A 21,129-nucleotide genomic window follows, 5' to 3' on the forward strand; every position below is an offset into this window, starting at 1 on the left:
GCGGGACGCTCCTACCTTCGTGCTGCAATGAAGATCCACGAGAACATCCTCAGCACCATCGGCAACACGCCCATGGTGAAGCTCAACCGCATCGTCAAGGACCTGCCCTGCACCGTGCTGGCCAAGGTGGAGACCTTCAACCCCGGCAACAGCATCAAGGACCGCATGGCCCTGAAGATGATCGAGGACGCCGAGAAGGCCGGCCTGCTGAAGCCCGGGTACACCATCATCGAGGGCACCAGCGGCAACACCGGCATGGGCCTCGCCATCGCGGCCATCATCAAGGGCTACAAGTGCATCTTCACCACCACCGACAAGCAGAGCAAGGAGAAGGTGGACGCCCTGCGCGCCTTCGGGGCGGAAGTGATCGTGTGCCCCACCAACGTGGACCCCGAGGACCCGCGCAGCTACTACAGCGTGAGCAGCCGCCTGGTGAAGGAGGTACCCAACAGCTGGAAGGCCAACCAGTACGACAACCTCAGCAACCGCCAGGCGCACTATGAAAGCACCGGCCCCGAGATCTGGGACCAGACGGACGGTAAGGTGACGCACCTGGTGGTGGGCGTGGGCACCGGTGGCACCATCTGCGGTACCGGCCGCTACCTGAAGGAGAAGAACCCGAACGTGAAGATCTGGGGCATCGACACCTACGGATCCGTCTTCAAGAAGCTGAAGGAGACCGGCGAGTTCGACAAGAACGAGATCTACCCTTACATCACCGAGGGTATCGGCGAGGACTTCGTGCCGGCCAACGTGGACATGGACCTCATCGACCATTTCGAGAAGGTCACCGACCGCGACGCGGCGATCTACACGCGCAAGATCGTGAAGGACGAGGGCATCTTCGTAGGCAACAGCGCGGGCGCGGCCATGGCCGGCCTGATGCAGATGAAGCACCTGCTGAAGCCCGAGGACGTGGTGGTGGTGATCTTCCACGACCACGGCACGCGCTACCTGGGCAAGATGTTCAACGACGACTGGATGCGCGAGCGCGGCTTCCTGGTGGAGGAGAAGCCCACCGCCGGCGACCTGCTGAAAGGCAAGGAGCTGCAGCTGCTGAGCGTGGAGGCCGATGAGCCGGTGCTGATGGCCATCGACAGGATGCGCGCCCACAACATCGACCAGCTGCCCGTGTTCGAGGGCGGCAAACCGGTGGGCACCATCACCGATGCCCGCCTGTTCGATGCCATCCTGGAGGACGCCGACGTGCGCACCCAGGCCGCCCGCGTGGTGATGGGGGCGGCCCTGCCCGTGGTGCAATTGGAAGCTACCTTGGAAGAAGTCGCGAAGCGGTTGGGCAATGGCAGTCCGGCCGTGTTGGTGGAACAACCGAACGGCTATGGTATCCTGACAAAACAGGATATCATCGGCAAATTGCGGTGATCCGCCTGGGCCATGCCTGAACTCTGCCGCTTCTACGGGATCATCATCCGGATGTATTTCATGGACCACAACCCGCCGCACTTCCACGCGGAATACCAGGGTCAACGCGCCGAGTTCGACATCCGCACCCTTGAACTGATCGCCGGTTCCTTGCCCGGCAGGGCGCATGCGCTGGTACTGGAATGGGCATCCATGCATCGCGCGGAACTGCTGACCAACTGGAACCGTGCCGTGGAGGGCGAACCTCCATCGCCGATCGATCCACTACCTTAGAGACATGAACACGGTCGTAAAGGTCATTCCACAAGGAGCTAACCGGCTCATCCTGACCTTCGCGGATGGCTTCCAAGCGGAGGTCGACCTAAAGCCCCTGCTCACCAAAGGCATCGCCCAACAGGTGGCCGCTCCCGACCTCTTCGCGCAGGTGACCACGGAACCCGGAGGCGGTATCTCCTGGCCGAACGGTTTCGATCTGTGCCCGGAATTCCTGCGGGAATTGGCCGAGAAGCGTCAGGCGGCGGCGTAACTGTACAAACACAACGACTATTTCGACGGATCAGAGATGAAGATCATGGCCGGAGCATGAGATGGAAAGCACGATATACAGCAGCGGCTCTTCTCATCATCTTATTCCTGTCATTCATGGCCTGGGCCTATTCGAGCTTGGTCCTACTTAACACCGGTCTTGACTTAAAGTACTTGGAGTCAGAAACGAGCGATCTTTTAGCAAGGCAGGCATTTTGGACTACCATTCGATCCCGCATCAGTTGGATTATTATGATCGCCTTGGCCATGCTCACGGGACTACTGACCTACCGGTGGTTCTTCGTACCGAGCAAAGGCTAAGGAGTTCACTCATCCGATCATCTGATCGCATGCGCTCCGTCCCCGACCAGATGAACCGCACCGTCCGAGTGCCCGACCACCCGGAGCGCATCATCTCCCTCGTTCCGTCCCAGACCGAACTTCTGCACGACCTGGGCCTTGGCGACCGCGTGGTGGGCATTACCAAGTTCTGCATCCACCCGGATGCCTGGTTCCGCAGCAAGGCCCGCGTGGGTGGCACCAAGCAGGTGGATCTGGACAAGGTGCGCGCATTGAAGCCCGACCTCATCATCGGCAACCAGGAGGAGAACAGCCGGGAGGACATCGAAGCGTTGGAACGGGAGTTCCCCGTGTGGATGAGCGACGTGCGCGACCTGGACGGCGCTTTGGAAATGATCCGGCGCGTGGGAGAATTGACGGCCACTGGTGACAGGGCCGGTGAGCTGATCCGACTGATCGCGGTTGCTTTCGACCATCTTGAACGGCCGTCAACCCCAATGAGCGTCGCATATTTCATCTGGCGCGACCCCTTGATGGTGGCGGGCGAGGACACCTACATCAGTGACATGCTGGACCGTGCGGGCTTCACCAACGCGTTCGCCCACCGCCCAGAGCGCTACGCGGAGATCACCCCGGCAGAGCTCGCGGCAGCCGACCCCGATGTAGTCCTGCTCTCCTCCGAGCCTTACCCCTTCGCCGAAAAGCACCTGCTGGAGTTCAACATGATCTGCCCCGGCACCCCGGTGAGGTTGGTGGACGGCGAGCTCTTCAGCTGGTACGGCAGCCGGCTGCTGCGCACACCGGCCTATCTCGCTGCAGTGCAGCGTTCCCTACCCACGGACCGGGCACCCGCCTGAGCGGCGGGACGCATCCGGCGACGGGCGGTGAACCGGCTCCACGAATGGCAGCCCCCCCAGGACGCACGGCCCTACTTTTGCGAGCAGCCCTGCCATGCCCCGTTTGCTCTTCGCCCTTGTCCTCGCCTGTTTCAGCGGGGCGGCCGCGGGGCAGCGGGTGGGCGTGGTGCTCAGCGGTGGCGGTGCCGCAGGGCTGGCCCACATCGGCGTGCTCAAGGCGCTGGAGGAGCATGGCGTGCCGGTGGACTGCGTGGCCGGCAGCAGCATGGGAGCGCTGATCGGTGCGCTCTATGCCTCGGGATACTCACCGTGGGAGATGGACTCCCTCTTCCGCACCGAGCTCTACCGCACCATGGCCGAAGGGGGGGTGGAGCAACGGCACACCTACCTCTTCAAGCGCGACCATCCGGACGCCTCGCTCATCACCCTCCGGTTCGACCTGGACACGGCCCTGCAGACATCACTCCCCACGAACCTGCGCAGCCCCGTGCTCCTCGACTTCGAGCAGATGCGCGGCTTCACGCCCGTATCCACGGCTGCCGGCAACGATTTCGACTCGCTCTTCGTGCCGTTCCGCTGCGTGGCCAGCGACCTCACGGCGCAGCGCGCGGTGGTGTTCCGCCAAGGCGACCTGGCGCAGGCCGTGCGTGCCAGCATGAGCTACCCCTTCTATTTCAAGCCCATCCGGGTGGATGGGCACCTGATGATGGATGGCGGCCTCTACAACAACTTCCCCAGCGATGTCATGTACCACGACTTCCTGCCAGACATGATCGTGGGGAGCAACGTGAGCGGCAATTCGCCGCCTCCGAGCGAAGACGACCTGGTGAGCCAGCTGAGGGCCATGATGCAGGAGCCCACGAACTTCTCGGTGATCTGCGAGAACGGCATCATCATCGAGCCGCGCACCGGCACCAGCCTCTTCGACTTCAGCGACCCCGGCAGGGCGATCGACGATGGATACCGGGCTGCCCTCGCCCGCATGCCCGAGGTGCTGGCCGGATTGCAGCACCGCGAGCATCCCGGCGCCGTGGCCGAGCGCCGTAGGGCCTTCCGCGCCAGGATACGGCCCATGATGTTCGGGGCTGTCCACGTGGAGGGGCTGAAGCGGTCCGCCACCCGCTATTGCGAGCGCACCATCGCCCACGCGGGCACCCCCCTATCGCCCGAGCGGCTCAAGGGCGCCTACTTCCGGCTCTTCGCGGACAACAACATCGCGGGCCTCTATCCCCAGGCCTCCTACAGCGCCGACCGCGACGCCTACGACCTGCACCTGCTGGTGAAGCCGGACAAGGACCTGGAGGTCCGCTTCGGCGGCATGTTCTCCTCGCGGCCCATCAACACGGGCATGGCCGCGCTCCGTTACAAGCTCTTCGGCGCGGCCTCGAGCCAGCTGGAGGCGCTCTCCTACTTCGGCAAATTCTACACGGCCGGGCAGCTGAAGCTCCGTATGGACTTCAGCACACGGGTGCCGACCTACCTGGAGCCCATCTTCAATATCCACCGCTGGGATCACTTCACCAGCTTCAGCACCTTCTTCGATGAGGTACGGCCATCGTTCGTGGTGCTGCGCGAGACCTATGGCGGCTTCAATGCGGGCTTCGGCCTGGGCAACAAGGGCCTCCTGAAGCTCGATGCCAAGCTGGTGGAGACCAAGGACAGCTATTACCAGACGGAGGGCTTCAGCGGCCGCGACACAAGCGATGTGACCTGGTTCCGCCATGGCACCGCAGGCCTCCTCCTCACCCGGAACTCGCTCAACCGCAAGCAGCACCCCAACGAGGGCGAACGCTTCGCGCTGAGGCTGCGCTACATCGCCGGTGAGGAGCGGACCGATCCGGGCTCCACCCAGCCGCGCTCCGACCTCTACACCGCCGACCACGAATGGCTGATGGCCTGCGCCCATCTGGACCAGTACGTGCTGCGCCGCGGCGTCTTCAAGCTCGGGGTGCTGGCCGAGGGCGTATTCAGCAACATGCCCTCCTTCCAGAACTACACGGCCACCATCATCCGTGCGCCGGCTTTCCAGCCCACACCGGAGAGCCGCACCTATTTCATGGAGCAGTTCAGGGCGCCCAAGTACCTGGCCGGTGGCCTGCGCACCATCGTGGCCGTGGCGCGCAACCGGTTCGACCTGCGCCTCGAAGGCTATGTGTTCCAGCCATACGAGCCGGTGGTGCGCGGCGAGGGCACGGGAAGCGCCACCGCACCGGCCTTCAGCCAGCGCTACTACATGGCGGCGGGCTCCCTCATCTACCAGAGCCCCATCGGGCCGGTGTGGTTCAACGTGAGCTACTTCGACCAGCAACGCGAGCCCTGGGCCTGGAGCCTCAACTTCGGCTACATCCTGTTCAACCAGAAGGCCCACGAATGATCACGCACGACCTGCTCGATGCCTACGAGTCCGTGAAGGGCGAATACGAGAAGCTGCCTTGGGGCCAGAAACCGGACGAGCGGCTGTGGGAGGCGGTCGACGGCCTGCTGCTGGACCTGCACCTGATCCGGCATGGCTACGCCACCGAGGGGTATGAGCAGCACATCGAAAAGGAGCTGAAGCGCCTTTGCGCAGACACCGCGGTGGCGGACCGCCTGCGCGCCATCCGCTTCTGACCGGAACGAAGAAGCCCCCTGGCGACCAGGGGGCTTCCGGCATCCTTAGTCCGTGGCTCAGGCTTGCGCCGCAGGCCCCCCGAAGTTCATCGGGATCTCGGGCATGTCGGTGTCGCGGATGGTGCCGTGCACCTGCTCGAACTTCCCGATGTTGTCGGCCAGCGCGCGCATGAGGCGCTTGGCGTGCTGGGGCGTGAGCAGGATGCGCGCGCGCACCTTGGCCTTGGGCACGCCGGGCATCACGCGCACGAAATCGAGCACGAACTCGGAGTTGCTATGGGTGATGATGGCGAGGTTGCTGTACACGCCATCGGCCACCTCCTCGCTGATCTCGATGTTCAGCTGGTTGGGGCGGGGTTGTTCCTTCTGGTCTGCCATGTTCGTTCGGTTTGCTGCGGCCGGCGCAAGCAGCGAGCGGCAAGTCAGGGACCTGCCGCTCGCTCACTCGTCACTGGCCGATGGATTGGTCACTCATCGATTTCCTGCTCCTGCAGGCGGTCGGCGAGCAGGCGCTGGTATTCCTCCTTGTTGGCCACGAAGGTGCTCTGGTAGGCGCGGGCGCCGGTGCCGGCAGGGATGAGATGCCCCACGATCACGTTCTCCTTCAGGCCCACCAGGTGATCCTCCTTCGCGTTCACGGCGGCCTCGTTCAGCACCTTGGTCGTCTCCTGGAAGGAGGCGGCGCTGATGAAGCTGTCCGTCTGCAGCGAAGCGCGGGTGATGCCCTGCAGCATGATGCGGGCCGTGGCCGGCTTGGCCGGACGGGCCTCCACCGGCTTGGCGTCCTTGCGCTTCAGCGCGCTGTTCTCGTCGCGCAGCTTGCGCATGGTCACCATCTGGCCCACCTTCAGGCTGGTGCTGTCCCCGGCGTCGGTCACCACCATCTTGTCGTAGATGGCGTCGTTCTCCTCCATGAACTCCACCTTGTTGACGCTGGAGCGCTCCAGGAAGCGGGTGTCGCCCGGATCCTCGATCTCCACCTTGCGCATCATCTGGCGCACGATCACCTCGAAGTGCTTGTCGTTGATCTTCACGCCCTGCATGCGGTACACCTCCTGCACCTCGTCCACCAGGTACTCCTGCACCTTGGTCGGCCCCTGGATGTCCAGGATGTCGCCGGGCGCGATGGACCCGTCGCTGAGCGGCTGGCCCGCCTTCACGAAGTCGTTCTCCTGCACCAGGATGTGCTTGCTCAGGGGCACCAGGTAGGTCTTGTGCTCGCCGGTGCGGCTCTCCACGATGATCTCGCGGTTGCCGCGCTTGATCTTGCCGTAGGAGATGATGCCGTCGATCTCGCTCACTACAGCAGGATTGCTGGGGTTACGCGCTTCGAACAGCTCGGTCACGCGGGGCAGGCCGCCGGTGATGTCGCCGCCCTTGCCGCTGCTCCGCGGGATCTTCACCAGCACGTCGCCGGCCTCGATCTTCTGGCCCTCCTTCACGATGATGTGCGCTCCCACCGGCAGGCTGTAGCTCTTCAGCTCCTCCTTGCCCTTGGGGTCCATGATCTTGATGGTCGGGTTCTTACGCTTGTCGCGGCTCTCGATGATCACCTTCTCGGCGAAGCCCGTCTGCTCGTCGATCTCCTCCCGGAAGGTGGCGTTCTCCTCGATGCTCTCGAAGGCGAGCGTACCGGCCAGCTCGGAGATGATCACCGCGTTGTACGGGTCCCAGGTGCAGATCAGGTCGTTCTTCTTGATCGCCTTGCCGCCCTTCACGTAGAGGTAGGCGCCATAGGGCACGTTGCTCGTGGTGAGCACGATGCCGGTGTTGGCATCCACGATGCGCATCTCGGTGCTGCGGCTGATGACCACCTCGGCGTCCTCGCCCTTGCGGTCCTTGCGCTTCACGGTGCGCAGCTCGTCGATCTCCAGGATGCCGTCGTACTTGGCGCGGATCTCGCTCTGCTCGGTGATCTTGCCGGCCACACCGCCCACGTGGAAGGTCCGCAGGGTGAGCTGCGTGCCCGGTTCGCCGATGGACTGCGCGGCGATCACGCCCACGGCCTCGCCCATCTGCACCATGCGTCCGGTGGCCAGGTTGCGGCCGTAGCACTTGGCGCATACGCCCTGCTTCTGCTCGCAGGTGAGCACGCTGCGGATCTCCACCTCCTCGATGGGGCTGTTGCCGATGGCGGCTGCGGCGTCCTCGTTCACGGTCTCGCCGCTGGCGATGATCAGCTCGCCGGTCTGCGGATGGTACACGTCGTGCACCACCGTGCGGCCCAGCACGCGGTCCTGCAGGGTCTCCACCACCTCCTCGTTCTTCACGAGCGCGGTGGCCACCAGGCCGCGGAGCGTTCCGCAATCATCCGCGGTGATCACCACGTCCTGCGCCACGTCCACCAGGCGGCGGGTGAGGTAGCCGGCGTCGGCGGTCTTGAGCGCCGTATCGGCCAGGCCTTTCCGTGCACCGTGGGTGGAGATGAAGTACTCCAGGATGGACAGGCCCTCCTTGAAGTTGGAGAGGATCGGGTTCTCGATGATGTCCTGTCCGCCGCCGCCGCCGCTCTTCTGGGGCTTGGCCATCAGTCCGCGCATGCCGCTCAGCTGGCGGATCTGCTCCTTGGATCCGCGGGCGCCGCTGTCCATCATCATGTAGATGGAGTTGAAGCCCTGGCGGTCGGTCTTGATGCGCTCCATCAGGCTGAACGTCACCTTCGAGTTGGTGTGCGTCCAGATGTCGATGGTCTGGTTGTACCGCTCGTTGTTGGTGATGAGGCCCATGTTGTAGTTGTTGGTCACCTCATCCACCTCCGTCTGCGCGGCCTTCACCAGCTTGTCCTTGGCGTCGGGCACCACCACGTCGTCGAGGTTGAAGCTCAGGCCGCCGCGGAAGGCGCTCATGAAGCCCAGTTCCTTGATGTCATCGAGGAACTGTGCGGCGCGCGCCACGCCGGTCTCCTTCATCACCAGGCCGATGATGTCGCGCAGGGCCTTCTTGGTGAGCACATCGTTGATGAAGCCGCACTCGTCGGGCACCACTTCGTTGAATAGGGTGCGGCCGCAGGTGGTCTCGATCATCTCCGCCTTGCCCGTCTTGGGGTTCATCCAGCGCAGCTTGATCCAGGTGTGCAGGTCGAGGCGGCCCTCGTTGTAGGCGATGATCACCTCCTCGGGACTGTAGAAGGTCATGCCCTCCCCCTTCATCTTCCGCTCGGCATCGCTCTTGCGGCCCTTGGTGATGTAGTAGAGGCCGAGCACCATGTCCTGGCTGGGCACCGCGATGGGCGCGCCGTTGGCCGGGTTCAGGATGTTGTGGCTGGCGAGCATCAGGAGCTGCGCCTCCAGGATGGCGGTGTTGCCCAGGGGCACGTGCACGGCCATCTGGTCACCGTCGAAGTCGGCGTTGAAGGCGGTGCAGACCAGCGGGTGCAGCTGGATGGCCTTGCCCTCGATGAGCTTGGGCTGGAAGGCCTGGATGCCCAGGCGGTGCAGCGTGGGTGCACGGTTCAGCAGCACGGGGTGGCCCTTGAGCACGTTCTCCAGGATGTCCCACACCACGGGCTCCTTCTTGTCCACGATCTTCTTGGCGCTCTTCACCGTCTTCACGATCCCCCGCTCGATGAGCTTGCGGATGATGAAGGGCTTGAAGAGCTCGGCGGCCATGTCCTTGGGCAGGCCGCATTCGTGCAGCTTCAGCTCGGGGCCCACCACGATCACGGAACGCGCGCTGTAGTCCACGCGCTTGCCGAGCAGGTTCTGGCGGAAGCGGCCCTGCTTGCCCTTGAGCGAATCGCTCAGCGACTTCAGCGGGCGGTTGCTCTCGCTCTTCACGGCGCTGCTCTTGCGGCTGTTATCGAACAGGCTGTCAACGGCCTCCTGGAGCATGCGCTTCTCGTTGCGCAGGATCACCTCGGGCGCCTTGATCTCCATCAGGCGCTTCAGGCGGTTGTTGCGGATGATGACCCGGCGGTACAGGTCATTGAGGTCACTGGTGGCGAAGCGGCCGCCGTCCAGGGGCACCAGCGGGCGCAGCTCGGGCGGGATCACCGGCACCACCTTCACGATCATCCACTCCGGCTTGTTCTCGCGCCGGCTGTTGGCATCGCGGAAGGCCTCCACCACGTTCAGGCGCTTGAGGGCCTCGTTCTTCCGCTGCTGGCTGGTCTCCGTGTTCGCCTTGTGGCGCAGGTCGTAGCTCAGGCTGTCGAGGTCCAGGCGGCGCAGCAGGTCCTGCAGCGCATCGGCGCCCATCTTGGCGATGAACTTGTTCGGGTCGTTGTCGTCCAGGTACTGGTTGTCCTTGCCGAGGGCATCCAGGATGTCCAGGTACTCCTCCTCCGTGAGGAAGTCGAGGTACTGCACGGGGTTGCCCTCCTTGTTCACCGCCCTGCCGGCCTGGATCACCACGTAGCGCTCGTAGTAGATGATCTGGTCGAGCTTCTTGGTGGGCAGGCCCAGCAGGTAGCCGATCTTGTTGGGCAGGCTGCGGAAATACCAGATGTGGGCCACGGGCACCACCAGCTGGATGTGCCCCATGCGCTCGCGGCGCACCTTCTTCTCGGTCACCTCCACGCCGCAGCGGTCGCAGACGATCCCCTTGTAGCGGATCCGCTTGTACTTGCCGCAGTGGCACTCGAAATCCTTCACCGGACCGAAGATCCGCTCGCAGAAGAGACCGTCCCGCTCCGGCTTGTAGGTGCGGTAGTTGATCGTCTCCGGCTTGATCACCTCGCCATGGCTGCGCTCGAGGATCTGCTCGGGGCTGGCCAGGCTGACGACGATCTTGTTGAAGTTGCTGTTCAGCTTCACTTCCTTCTTCATGTTCTCGCGTTGCTTGCTTCCGTTCGACGTTCAGTTGCGCTTCCCTTCGATCACTCGAGGGAGACGTTCAGGGCCAGGCCACGGAGCTCGTGGAGCAGCACGTTGAACGATTCCGGAATACCCGGAGTGGGCAGGGGTTCACCCTTCACGATGGCTTCGTAGGCCTTGGCGCGGCCCATCACGTCATCGCTCTTCACGGTGAGGATCTCCTGCAGGATGTTGGCGGCGCCGAAGGCCTCCAGCGCCCACACTTCCATCTCGCCGAAGCGCTGGCCGCCGAACTGGGCCTTGCCGCCCAGCGGCTGCTGGGTGATGAGGCTGTAAGGTCCGATGGAGCGCGCGTGCATCTTGTCGTCCACCATGTGGGCCAGCTTGATCATGTAGATCACGCCCACGGTGGCCGGCTGGTCGAAGCGCTGGCCCGTGCCGCCGTCGTAGAGGTAGGTCTTGCCGCTGCGCGGGATGCCGGCCTCGTCGGTCTCGGCGTTGATCTGGTCGTGCGTGGCCCCGTCGAAGATCGGCGTGGCGTACTTGCGGCCCAGCTTCTTGCCGGCCCAGCCCAGCACGGTCTCGTAGATCTGGCCGAGGTTCATGCGGCTCGGCACGCCCAGCGGGTTCAGCACGATATCCACCGGCGTACCGTCCTCCAGGAAGGGCATGTCGGCGTCGCGGACGATCTTGGCCACGATGCCCTTGTTGCCGTGGCGGCCGGCCATCTTGTCGCCCACGGTGAGTTTGCGCTTGGCGGCCACGTACACTTTGGCCAGCTTCACGATGCCGGCGGGCAGCTCGTCGCCGATGCTCACCTGGAACTTCTTGCGCTTGTAGGCGCCGCTGATGTCGCTGTGGCGGATGTTGTAGTTGTGGATGAGCTGGCGGACGAGCTCGTTCTTCCGCTTGTCGGCGGTCCACTCCGTGGGATCCACGGTGATGAAATCGATGGCCTGGAGCACCTTCGGGCTGTACTTCGTGCCCTTCTTGACCTGCTCCTCCTTGTACTTGTTGAAGACGCCGTTGCTGCTCTCGCCGCCGATCAGCTGCATGAGCTTCTCGATGAGCAGGTTCTTCAGCGCACCGAGCTCCTTGTCCTGGTCCTTGTCGATCTGCTCCAGGATGCCCTTCTCATTGCCCTTGGCCTTCTTGTCCTTCACGGCCCGGCTGAAGAGCTTCTTGTCGATGACCACGCCCTTGGTGCTCGGCGGGGCCTTCATGGAGGCGTCCTTCACGTCGCCGGCCTTGTCGCCGAAGATGGCGCGCAGCAGCTTCTCCTCGGGGCTGGGGTCGGTCTCCCCCTTCGGCGTGATCTTGCCGATGAGGATGTCGCCCTCCTTGATCTCGGCGCCGATGCGGATCAGGCCGTTCTCGTCAAGGTCCTTGGTGGCCTCCTCGCTCACGTTCGGGATGTCGGCCGTCAGCTCCTCCAGGCCGCGCTTGGTGTCGCGCACCTCCATGATGTACTCATCGATGTGGATGGAGGTGAAGATGTCCTCCGAGGCCACGCGCTCGCTGATCACGATGGCGTCCTCGAAGTTGTAGCCCTTCCAGGGCATGAAGGCCACCTGCAGGTTGCGGCCGATGGCCAGCTCGCCATCCTGCGTGCCGTAGCCTTCGCAGAGGGTCTGGCCCTTGGTCACCTTCTCGCCCTTGCGCACGATGGGGCGCAGGTTCATGCAGGTGCTCTGGTTGGTCTTCAGGAACTTGGTGAGCTTGTACTCCTTCTCATCGCCCTCGAAGCTCACGATGCGCTCATCGTCGGTGCGCTTGTAGTCGATGACGATGCGGTCGCTGTCCACGTACTTCACCACGCCCTCGCCCTCGGCGGTGAGCAGCACGCGGCTGTCTCGTGCCACGAGCTCCTCCAGGCCGGTGCCCACGATCGGCGCCTCGGGCCGCAGCAGCGGCACGGCCTGGCGCATCATGTTCGAGCCCATCAGCGCGCGGTTGGCGTCGTTGTGCTCCAGGAAGGGGATCAGCGAGGCGGCGATGGAGGCGATCTGGTTCGGGCCCACGTCCATCAGGTGCAGCTCCTTGGGCTCCACCACGGGGAAGTCGCCCATCAGGCGGGCCTTCACCCGGCCGGTCTCGAACTCGCCCCGCTCGTTCACCTTGGCGTTCGCCTGGGCGATCATCTTGTTGTCCTCCTCCTCGGCGCTCAGGTACACCACGTCGGCCTTCATGTCCACCTTGCCCTCCTTCACGGGTCGGTAGGGTGTCTCGATGAAGCCGAGGCTGTTGATCTTGCTGTACACGCAGAGGGAGCTGATCAGGCCGATGTTCGGACCCTCGGGGGTCTCGATGGTGCAGAGGCGGCCGTAGTGCGTGTAGTGCACGTCACGCACCTCGAAGCCGGCGCGCTCACGGCTCAGGCCGCCGGGTCCGAGGGCCGACATCCTCCGCTTGTGCGTGATCTCGCTCAGCGGGTTGGTCTGGTCCATGAACTGGCTCAGCTGGTTCGTTCCGAAGAACGAATTGATCACCGAGCTCAGGGTCTTGGCGTTGATCAGGTCGGTGGGCGTGAACACCTCGTTGTCGCGCACGTTCATGCGCTCGCGGATGGTGCGGGCCATGCGGGCCAGGCCCACGCCGAACTGGGCGTGCAGCTGCTCGCCCACGGTGCGCACGCGGCGGTTGCTCAGGTGGTCGATGTCGTCCACATCGGCCTTCGAGTTCACCAGCTCGATCAGGTACTTGATGATGAAGATGATGTCCTCCTTGGTGAGCACGCGCACGCTGAGCTCGCTCTGCAGGCCCAGCTTCTTGTTGATGCGGTAGCGGCCCACCTCGCCGAGGTCGTAGCGCTGCTCGCTGAAGAACAGCTTGTCGATCACGCCGCGGGCGGTCTCCAGATCGGGCGGCTCGGCGTTGCGCAGCTGGCGGTAGATCACCTCCACGGCCTCCTTCTCGGAGTTGGAGGTGTCCTTCTGCAGGGTGTTGTAGATGAGCGCGTAGTCGGCCGCGTTGATGCCGGCCTTGTGCAGGATGATGGTCTTCGCGCCGCTCTCCACGATCTGGTCCACGTGGTGCTCCTCGATCACCGTCTCGCGGTCGATCAGCACCTCGTTGCGCTCGATGCTCACCACCTCGCCGGTGTCCTCGTCCACGAAGTCCTCCACCCAGGTCTTCAGCACGCGGGCGGCCAGCTTGCGGCCTACGCTCTCCTTGATGGCGGCCTTGGTCACCTTCACCTCATCGGCCAGGCCGAAGATCTCCAGGATCTGCTTGTCGCTCTCGAAGCCGATGGCGCGCAGCAGGGTGGTGACCGGCAGTTTCTTCTTCCGGTCGATGTAGGCGTACATGACGCCGTTGATGTCCGTGGCGAACTCGATCCAGCTGCCCTTGAAGGGGATGACCCGTGCGCTGTACAGCTTGGTGCCGTTGGCGTGGCGGCTCTGGCCGAAGAACACGCCGGGGCTGCGGTGCAGCTGGCTGACCACCACGCGCTCGGCGCCGTTCACGACGAACGAGCCCTTGGGGGTCATGTAGGGGATCTGGCCCAGGTACACGTCCTGCACGATGGTCTCGAAGTCCTCGTGCTCGGGATCGGTGCAGTACAGCTTCAGCTTGGCCTTCAGCGGCACGCTGTAGGTGAGGCCGCGCTCGATGCACTCATCGATGCTGTAGCGGGGCGGATCGATGAAGTAGTCCAGGAACTCCAGCACGAACTGGTTGCGCGTGTCCGTGATGGGGAAGTTCTCGCTGAATACCTTGAAGAGGCCTTCCTTCTCGCGGTGCTCGGGGAGCGTGTCGATCTGGAAGAACTCCTCGAAGCTCTTGAGCTGGATGTCGAGGAAATCGGGATAATCGATACCGATCTTGCTGGAGCCGAAATCGATGCGCTTGCCTTTCTTGATGGTCTTCGCCTGGGCCATGGGTGGGGATCGGGAATGGAAGACGGACGGTTCACGTGATCCGGGATGCCTTGGTCGACGCTCCCACGGTGGATCGGTCCGTGGGTGTCCCGGCGCAGGGCGCCGTATCAAACGCCGACATCACAGCACGGCGGGGAAGGTCCCTGAAGGGACCTTCCCGCGCCGCTGTGATGCGGATGCGATGAGGCTATTACTTGACCTCAACTTCGGCGCCGGCTTCCGTGAGTTGCTGCTTCAGGCTCTCGGCGTCCGCCTTGGACACGCCTTCCTTCAGCGGCTTCGGAGCGCCGTCGACGAGGTCCTTGGCCTCCTTCAGGCCCAGGCCGGTGAGCTCCTTCACGAGCTTCACCACGGCGAGCTTGTTGGCACCGCCGCTCTTCAGGATCACGTCGAAGCTGGTCTTCTCCTCAGCAGCGGCAGCGCCACCGCCGCCGGCGGCCGGAGCGGCCACGGCAACGGCCGCAGCGGCCGGCTCGATCTTGTACTCGTCCTTCAGGTACTGGGCCAGTTCGTTGACCTCCTTCACGGTGAGGGCCACCAGCTGATCGCCCAGGGTTTTGATGTCTGCCATTGTTCGGTGTTGTTACTGATTGTTCGTGGAAGCGGACTGTGCGTAACGCGTTTGGTCTTGTTAGTTGGCGGCGCGGGCCTCCAGGGCCTTCACCAGGCCGGCGATCCTCTGTCCGCCGCTGCCCTGCAGGCCGCTGATCACATTCTTGATCGGGCTCTGCAGCAGGCCGATGATCTCGCCGATGAGCTCCTCCTTGCCCTTCAGGTTCGCCAGCATGGCGATCTGGTCGTCGCCGATGAACACGGCCTCATCGATCCAGGCGCTCTTGAGCTGGGGCTTGGGCACCGCATCCTTCGCTGCGGGGTTCTTCTTGCGGAAATCCTGGATCAGCTTCGCAGGGGCATTGCCCTTCTCGGCGAACATCACCGCGGTCTGGCCGGCCAGGGTGGGGAACAGGGCGCTGTAGTCCTTGTCCTCGATGCGCTCCATCGCCTTCTGCAGCAGCGTGTTCTTCACCACGCGCATGCGGATGCCCTGCGTGGTGCAGGCGCGGCGCAGCTGGCTCGTCGCCTCGGCGTTCAGCGCGCTGGCATCGGTGAGGTAGAGCACGTGGGTGGCCTTGATCTCGCTGACCAGCTCAGCGATCACCTCGTCTTTCTGTATGCGGGTTGCCATGGTTCTTCAGGTGTTGATCAAGCCACTTGTACGGTGCGGGTATCCACCTTCACCCCGGGGCTCATGGTGCTGCTCACGGTGATGCTCTTGATGTAGGCGCCCTTGGCGGTGCTGGGCTTCAGCTTCACCAGGGTCTGCAGGATCTCGTGGGCGTTCTCGCTGAGCTTCTGGGCATCGAACGAGGCCTTGCCGATCACCGCGTGGATGATGCCGGCCTTGTCCACCTTGAAGTCGATCTTACCGGCCTTCACCTCCTTCACGGCCTTGGCCACATCCATGGTCACGGTGCCGGTCTTGGGGTTCGGCATCAGGCCGCGGGGACCGAGCACACGGCCCAGCGCGCCCACCTTGGCCATCACGGCCGGCGTGCAGATGATCACATCCACATCCGTCCAGCCGCCCTTGATCTTCTCCACGTAGTCGTCCAGGCCGGCCATGTCGGCGCCGGCGGCCATGGCCTCCTCGCATTTCGCGGGGTCCGCCAGCACCAGCACCTTCACGGTGCGGCCGGTGCCATGGGGCAGGCTCACGGTGCCGCGCACCATCTCGGTGCTCTTGCGGGGGTCCACGCCCAGGCGCACGGCGATGTCCACCGTGGCGTCGAACTTCGTGGTGCTCACTTGCTTCACGATCTGCGTCGCCTCGGGGAGGCTGTAGATCTTGCTGGCGTCGAACTTGGCCAACGCCGCCTTGCGCTTCTTGGTCAGGTTGCTCATGGCGTCGGTCTTAGAAGGGTTTCTCGCCGGTCACCGTCACGCCCATGCTGCGGGCCGTTCCGGCCACCATGCTCATGGCGCTCTCGATGGTGAAGCAGTTCAGGTCGGGCATCTTGTCCTGGGCGATGGCGCGCACCTGATCCCAGCTGATGCTGCCCACCTTCTGGCTGTGCGGAACGCCGCTGCCGCCCTTGATCTTGGCGGCCTCGATGATCTGCACCGCTGCGGGCGGGGTCTTGATGATGAAGTCGAACGACTTGTCGGCATAGACCGTGATCACCACCGGCAGCACCTTGCCGGCCTTGTCCTGCGTGCGCGCATTGAACTGCTTGCAGAACTCCATGATGTTCACGCCCTTGGCACCCAGTGCCGGGCCGATGGGGGGCGAGGGGTTGGCCGCTCCGCCTTTCACTTGCAGCTTGATGAGGGCTGCGATCTCCTTTGCCATTGTTCTTGGTTTGTGTCCTTATGGCGCCTTCCTCGTCGGTCGGCTCGGACGGGTTTGCTAGTTCGTTCAGACCTCTTTCTCCACCTGCATGAAGCTCAGCTCGAGCGGGGTCTTCCTTCCGAAGATCTTCACCATCACCTTCAGCTTCTTCTTCTCCTCGTTGATCTCCTCGATCACGCCGTTGAAGCCGTTGAAGGGGCCATCGATCACCTTGACGCCCTCTCCCACATGGTAGGGGTTCACCGAGGTCGCCTCAGCGTCGGCCAGGTCATCCACGGTGCCCAGGATCCGGTTCACCTCGGCCTGGCGCAGGGGAACGGGGTCTCCCCCCTTCTCCGCACCCAGGAAGCCGATCACGTTCGGCAGGTTCTTGATGCTGTGCGCGATCTCGCCGGTGAGCTCCGCCTCCATCAGCACGTAGCCCGGGAAGAAGCTCCGCTCCTTGCTCACCTTCTTGCCGTCGCGGATCTGGTAGAACTTCTCCATGGGGATGAGCACCTGCGCGATGCGGTCCTTCATGCCCTTGGTGCGTGACATCTCCATCTCGATGAGCTCCTTCACCTTCTTCTCCTTGCCGGAGATGGCGCGGACCACGTACCACTTGCGCGTCGTCACCTCTGCCATGGCCTTAGGAAGCGAGGAATTTGTAGATGAAGCCCAGCATGCCCTTCCAGAAGCCGGTATCCTCCTTGCCCATGTTCTGCACCCCGAAGAGGTAGTCCATGAGGAAGATGATCAGCGAGAGGATCAGGGCGGAGACCAGCACCACGATGGCGCTCCCCTGAAGCTCCTTCCAGGTGGGCCAGCTCACCTTGTTCATGAGCTCGTTGTAGCTCTCGCTCAGGTATGTCTTGAAGCTTGCCATCGATCGATCGGGATTCGCTTGGGCACGGGTGGCAGGAATCGAACCCGCAGCCTAAGGTTTTGGAGACCTTCGCTCTACCAATTGAGCTACACCCGTGTATCTGTCCGTGTCGTTCATTTCGGCGGCGAAGGCCGGCCCGGTTGCCCGGACCGGCCTCGCTGCCTGGGGTCTGCTGCTTACTTGATGATCTCGGTCACCTGACCGGCGCCCACGGTGCGGCCGCCCTCGCGGATGGCGAAGCGCAGGCCCTTGTCCATGGCGATCGGCACGATCAGCTTCACGGTGATGCTCACGTTGTCGCCCGGCATGATCATCTCACGGCCGGCCTCCATCGTGATCTCGCCCGTCACGTCCGTGGTGCGGAAGTAGAACTGGGGGCGGTACTTGTTGTGGAAGGGGGTGTGGCGGCCGCCCTCCTCTTTCTTCAGCACGTAGATCTCCGCCTTGAACTCGGTGTGCGGGGTGATGCTGCCGGGGGCGGCGATCACCATGCCGCGACGGATGTCGGTCTTCTCGATGCCGCGCAGCAGCAGGCCCACGTTGTCGCCGGCCTCGCCGCGGTCGAGCAGCTTGCGGAACATCTCCACGCCGGTGCAGGTGCTGGTCAGCTTCTGCTCCTGCATGCCGATGATCTCCACGTTGTCGCCGGTCTTCACCACGCCGGTCTCGATGCGGCCGGTGGCCACCGTGCCGCGGCCCGTGATGGAGAACACGTCCTCCACGCTCATCAGGAAGGGCTTCTCGGTATCGCGCGGGGGCACCGGGATCCAGGTGTCCACGGCATCCATCAGCGCCATCACCGTATCCACCCACTTCGCCTCGCCATTGAGGGCGCCCAGGGCGCTGCCGCGGATGATCGGCGTGTTGTCGCCATCGTACTCATAGAAGCTCAGCAGCTCGCGGATCTCCATCTCCACCAGGTCGAGGAGCTCGGCGTCCTCCACCATGTCCACCTTGTTCATGAACACCACGATCTTCGGCACGCCCACCTGACGGCCCAGCAGGATGTGCTCGCGGGTCTGGGGCATGGGGCCGTCGGTGGCGGCCACCACGAGGATGGCACCGTCCATCTGGGCGGCACCGGTCACCATGTTCTTCACGTAGTCGGCGTGGCCCGGGCAATCCACGTGGGCGTAGTGACGGTTGGCCGTCTGGTACTCCACGTGCGAGGTGTTGATCGTGATGCCGCGCTCCTTCTCCTCCGGTGCGTTGTCGATGGAGTCGAAGCTGCGCTTCTCCGAGAGGCCCTTCTCGGCCAGCACGGTGGTGATCGCGGCGGTCAGCGTGGTCTTGCCGTGGTCAACGTGGCCGATGGTGCCGATGTTGACGTGCGGCTTGGTACGTACGAAAGTCTCCTTTGCCATGGTCGTGCGGTCGTTGAGTTGTTCGTGTTCAGATCGGTCCTTGATTGCGCTGTACCGGCCGCCCCCTTGCGGGGGACTGATGTCGCTCAGCCCGAAGAGGCTGATGAGCCTTTGACGGGAATTGAACCCGTGACCTCTTCCTTACCAAGGAAGTGCTCTACCCCTGAGCTACAAAGGCCTGTTGGGATGCTGCGCCCCCCCTCGGCCCGGGCGGGCTTCGGCGGGGTGAGCCCCGGATTCGCTGGAAGCCCCGGAGGGCAGGAGCGGGAGACGAGATTCGAACCCGCGACGTTCAGCTTGGAAGGCTGATGCTCTACCACTGAGCTACTCCCGCGGAATCCGGCGTGGGTTGTGGTCCCCGTTCATCTCGGAAGCGGCGCCTGGAGGAGGCGACGCTGGCTCCGTCTGAACGGTGGGGAGAACAGGATTCGAACCTGTGAAGTCGTAAGACAACAGATTTACAGTCTGCCCCCGTTGGCCACTTGGGTATCTCCCCTGATCTTGGCTCGCGGAGCCAATGGAGGGACTCGAACCCACGACCGGCTGATTACAAATCAGCTGCTCTACCAGCTGAGCTACATTGGCCTGTACAACAAGGAAAAGAACGGTTCCTTTACCCGCTCCCAGCCGGTAAGGGCTGGAATTGGGCCTGCAAATGTAGAAAAGAACCGCTCCGCGCCAAACAAGAGGCGCAATCTTTGCTTATGGGCACCGCCCGGAGGCTACCGGGCCCGGTCCTTGGTGCGCACCACCTGGTTCCGCAGGGCCTCCACGGCCGCGATGGTGGCCTCCTCGAAGGTCTTGTCCTGGCGCTTGGCGAACAGCTCGCTGCCCGGCACGGCCAGCCTCACCTCCACCAGCTTGTTCTCCCGGTTCTCCCCGTCCTTCTCCAGGCGGAGGAACACCTCGGCGGAGAGGATCCCGTCGGTGAATTGGGTGAGCTTGGTGAGCTTCTCCCGGATGAAGTCGATCAGCTTGGTATCGGCGTCGAAATGGATGGACTGGACGTTGATGTTCATCGGTCGGTGATGCGTTTGGCGGTGGGTTCAACGGTCGCGCCGCCCGCCGCGCGGATGCGCCTGGGCGTGGACCTTCTTGAGCTTCTCGGCGGTGTTGTGGGTGTAGACCTGGGTGGCGGCCAGGCTGGCGTGGCCCAGGATCTCCTTCACGGCGTTCAGGTCGGCCCCGCGGTCGAGCATGTGGGTGGCGAAGGTGTGGCGGAGCACGTGGGGGCTGCGCTTGCGCTGGGAGGTCACCTCACCAAGGTAGAGCTGAACGATCCGTTGTACGCTCCGGCGCGACAGGGGTTCGCCATCCTCGCCCACCAGCAGGGGGGCGCCGGCGGCGAGGGCACCGAGCGCAGCGGACCGGGCGGCGCCGTATGCCTTCAGGCGCATCAGGGCACCGTCCCCCAAGGGCACGATGCGCTCCTTGTTGCGCTTGCCCAGCACGCGTAGGGTGCCCTTGGCGGCGTCCACATCCTCCGGCCGTATGCCGAGCAGCTCCGCCAGGCGGATGCCGGTGCCATAGAGCAGTTCCAGGATGAGCAGTTCCGCCGCTTGGCGCAGGCCCTCACCCTTCCGCTCGCCTTGGAAGAGCTGCTCCATACGCGCCTCCTCCACGAACTCCGGAAGCCGACGGGGTGCCTTCGGGGGCTCCACCAGGGCCGTGGGGTCGCGATCCGTGGCCCCCATGCGCCGTGCGAACCGGTAGAAGCCGCGCAGCGCGCTCAGGCGCCGGTTCACCGTGCGGGGCGAATCGCCCAGCTCGATCCGCGCCATCACCCAATAGCGCACCAGCTGGTCGTCGCAGTCCTCCGGACGGGCCACCCCCTGTTCCTGCAGGTAGCCGCTGAAGAGGGTGAGGTCGGCCCGGTAGGCCGCCACCGTATGGGCGCTGAAGCGCTTCTCCAAGGCGAGATGGTCCAGGTACCGGTCCACGAGCATGGGACGGCCAAGGTACCAAACGCCGAAGGCGGAAGAGCCATTGCCCTTCCGCCTTCGGCGCACGATCAGGCAGGGGTCACTCCTGCTCGGTCTGCATCTGCAGCTTGTAGGCGGCGCGGATGATCTCCTTGCGGCGCGCCACGGAAGGCTTGGTGTAGCTCTGGCGCTTGCGCAGCTGGCGCATGGTGCCGGTGCGCTCGAACTTCTTCTTGAACTTCTTGAGCGCCTTGTCGATGCTCTCGCCTTCCTTGACCGGGATGATCAGCATGGTCGTCGTGTCCTTTTTCGTAAGGG

19 protein-coding genes and 5 tRNA genes are annotated in these 21,129 nt (G+C 63.9%); 6 read left to right on the forward strand and 18 right to left on the reverse strand.

Going from position 1 to position 21,129, the window contains the following annotated elements; all coding sequences use genetic code 11:
• Nucleotides 1–27 precede the first annotated feature (27 nt).
• The 6 genes from QY325_08905 to QY325_08930 all read left to right on the forward strand — a co-directional run bounded on the left by QY325_08905 (nucleotide 28) and on the right by QY325_08930 (nucleotide 5,675).
• Nucleotides 28–1,383, forward strand: coding sequence for a pyridoxal-phosphate dependent enzyme (locus QY325_08905; GenBank protein ID WKZ64886.1), 1,356 nt, complete (start codon nucleotides 28–30; stop codon nucleotides 1,381–1,383).
• Between the two features lie 12 nt (nucleotides 1,384–1,395).
• On the forward strand, nucleotides 1,396–1,656 hold the full coding sequence (locus QY325_08910) for a DUF4160 domain-containing protein (GenBank protein ID WKZ64887.1): 261 nt from the start codon (nucleotides 1,396–1,398) through the stop codon (nucleotides 1,654–1,656).
• Between the two features lie 4 nt (nucleotides 1,657–1,660).
• Nucleotides 1,661–1,909 (forward strand): DUF2442 domain-containing protein, encoded by a 249-nt coding sequence (locus QY325_08915; GenBank protein WKZ64888.1) that lies wholly within the window; start codon nucleotides 1,661–1,663, stop codon nucleotides 1,907–1,909.
• A gap of 349 nt (nucleotides 1,910–2,258) precedes the next feature.
• Nucleotides 2,259–3,065 (forward strand): helical backbone metal receptor, encoded by an 807-nt coding sequence (locus tag QY325_08920; GenBank protein ID WKZ64889.1) that lies wholly within the window; start codon nucleotides 2,259–2,261, stop codon nucleotides 3,063–3,065.
• Nucleotides 3,066–3,159: 94 nt separating this feature from the next.
• A complete protein-coding gene (locus QY325_08925) occupies nucleotides 3,160–5,439 on the forward strand; it encodes a patatin-like phospholipase family protein (protein WKZ64890.1) in 2,280 nt (759 codons plus the stop codon).
• Entirely contained in the window at nucleotides 5,436–5,675 is a 240-nt protein-coding gene (locus QY325_08930) for a hypothetical protein (GenBank protein WKZ64891.1), read from the forward strand. The genes QY325_08925 and QY325_08930 overlap by 4 nt, the downstream gene beginning before the upstream one ends.
• Nucleotides 5,676–5,732: 57 nt before the next feature.
• On the opposite strand, the gene QY325_08935 is transcribed toward QY325_08930, so the two are convergent.
• The 18 genes from QY325_08935 to rpsU all read right to left on the reverse strand — a co-directional run bounded on the left by QY325_08935 (nucleotide 5,733) and on the right by rpsU (nucleotide 21,103).
• The gene (locus QY325_08935; GenBank protein ID WKZ64892.1) at nucleotides 5,733–6,053 is read right to left on the reverse strand and encodes a DUF3467 domain-containing protein; all 321 of its coding nucleotides are present in this window, start codon (nucleotides 6,051–6,053) and stop codon (nucleotides 5,733–5,735) included.
• Between the two features lie 89 nt (nucleotides 6,054–6,142).
• On the reverse strand, nucleotides 6,143–10,441 hold the full coding sequence (gene rpoC, locus QY325_08940; GenBank protein ID WKZ64893.1) for a DNA-directed RNA polymerase subunit beta': 4,299 nt from the start codon (nucleotides 10,439–10,441) through the stop codon (nucleotides 6,143–6,145).
• A 50-nt stretch (nucleotides 10,442–10,491) separates the two neighbouring features.
• On the reverse strand, nucleotides 10,492–14,310 hold the full coding sequence (gene rpoB / locus QY325_08945; GenBank protein WKZ64894.1) for a DNA-directed RNA polymerase subunit beta: 3,819 nt from the start codon (nucleotides 14,308–14,310) through the stop codon (nucleotides 10,492–10,494).
• 190 nt (nucleotides 14,311–14,500) lie between these two features.
• Nucleotides 14,501–14,881: a 50S ribosomal protein L7/L12 gene (rplL, locus tag QY325_08950; GenBank protein WKZ64895.1), complete on the reverse strand. Its 381-nt coding sequence runs from the start codon at nucleotides 14,879–14,881 to the stop codon at nucleotides 14,501–14,503.
• 60 nt (nucleotides 14,882–14,941) lie between these two features.
• Nucleotides 14,942–15,496: a 50S ribosomal protein L10 gene (rplJ, locus tag QY325_08955; protein ID WKZ64896.1), complete on the reverse strand. Its 555-nt coding sequence runs from the start codon at nucleotides 15,494–15,496 to the stop codon at nucleotides 14,942–14,944.
• Between the two features lie 17 nt (nucleotides 15,497–15,513).
• Nucleotides 15,514–16,212, reverse strand: a complete 699-nt coding sequence (gene rplA, locus QY325_08960; protein ID WKZ64897.1) for a 50S ribosomal protein L1 — start codon at nucleotides 16,210–16,212, stop codon at nucleotides 15,514–15,516.
• 10 nt (nucleotides 16,213–16,222) lie between these two features.
• On the reverse strand, nucleotides 16,223–16,660 hold the full coding sequence (gene rplK, locus QY325_08965; GenBank protein WKZ64898.1) for a 50S ribosomal protein L11: 438 nt from the start codon (nucleotides 16,658–16,660) through the stop codon (nucleotides 16,223–16,225).
• Nucleotides 16,661–16,726: 66 nt separating this feature from the next.
• Nucleotides 16,727–17,284, reverse strand: a complete 558-nt coding sequence (gene nusG / locus QY325_08970) for a transcription termination/antitermination protein NusG (protein WKZ64899.1) — start codon at nucleotides 17,282–17,284, stop codon at nucleotides 16,727–16,729.
• 4 nt (nucleotides 17,285–17,288) lie between these two features.
• Entirely contained in the window at nucleotides 17,289–17,525 is a 237-nt protein-coding gene (secE, locus tag QY325_08975; GenBank protein ID WKZ64900.1) for a preprotein translocase subunit SecE, read from the reverse strand.
• Between the two features lie 23 nt (nucleotides 17,526–17,548).
• Nucleotides 17,549–17,621 (reverse strand) — tRNA-Trp (locus QY325_08980).
• A gap of 80 nt (nucleotides 17,622–17,701) precedes the next feature.
• Nucleotides 17,702–18,889 (reverse strand): elongation factor Tu, encoded by a 1,188-nt coding sequence (gene tuf, locus QY325_08985; protein WKZ64901.1) that lies wholly within the window; start codon nucleotides 18,887–18,889, stop codon nucleotides 17,702–17,704.
• 106 nt (nucleotides 18,890–18,995) lie between these two features.
• A tRNA-Thr gene (locus QY325_08990) sits at nucleotides 18,996–19,067 on the reverse strand.
• A gap of 84 nt (nucleotides 19,068–19,151) precedes the next feature.
• Nucleotides 19,152–19,223 (reverse strand) — tRNA-Gly (locus QY325_08995).
• A 79-nt stretch (nucleotides 19,224–19,302) separates the two neighbouring features.
• A tRNA-Tyr gene (locus QY325_09000) sits at nucleotides 19,303–19,385 on the reverse strand.
• A gap of 16 nt (nucleotides 19,386–19,401) precedes the next feature.
• A tRNA-Thr gene (locus QY325_09005) sits at nucleotides 19,402–19,474 on the reverse strand.
• Between the two features lie 137 nt (nucleotides 19,475–19,611).
• A complete protein-coding gene (locus QY325_09010) occupies nucleotides 19,612–19,908 on the reverse strand; it encodes an HPF/RaiA family ribosome-associated protein (GenBank protein ID WKZ64902.1) in 297 nt (98 codons plus the stop codon).
• A gap of 27 nt (nucleotides 19,909–19,935) precedes the next feature.
• Nucleotides 19,936–20,835 carry a tyrosine-type recombinase/integrase gene (locus QY325_09015; GenBank protein ID WKZ64903.1) on the reverse strand — a complete coding sequence of 300 codons (900 nt, stop codon included), beginning with the start codon at nucleotides 20,833–20,835 and terminating at the stop codon, nucleotides 19,936–19,938.
• A gap of 76 nt (nucleotides 20,836–20,911) precedes the next feature.
• Nucleotides 20,912–21,103: a 30S ribosomal protein S21 gene (gene rpsU, locus QY325_09020; GenBank protein ID WKZ64904.1), complete on the reverse strand. Its 192-nt coding sequence runs from the start codon at nucleotides 21,101–21,103 to the stop codon at nucleotides 20,912–20,914.
• Nucleotides 21,104–21,129: the final 26 nt, after the last annotated feature.

The sequence above is a fragment of the Flavobacteriales bacterium genome (genome assembly GCA_030584065.1).
In the GTDB taxonomy this organism is placed as follows: Bacteria; Bacteroidota; Bacteroidia; order Flavobacteriales_F; family PHOS-HE28; genus PHOS-HE28.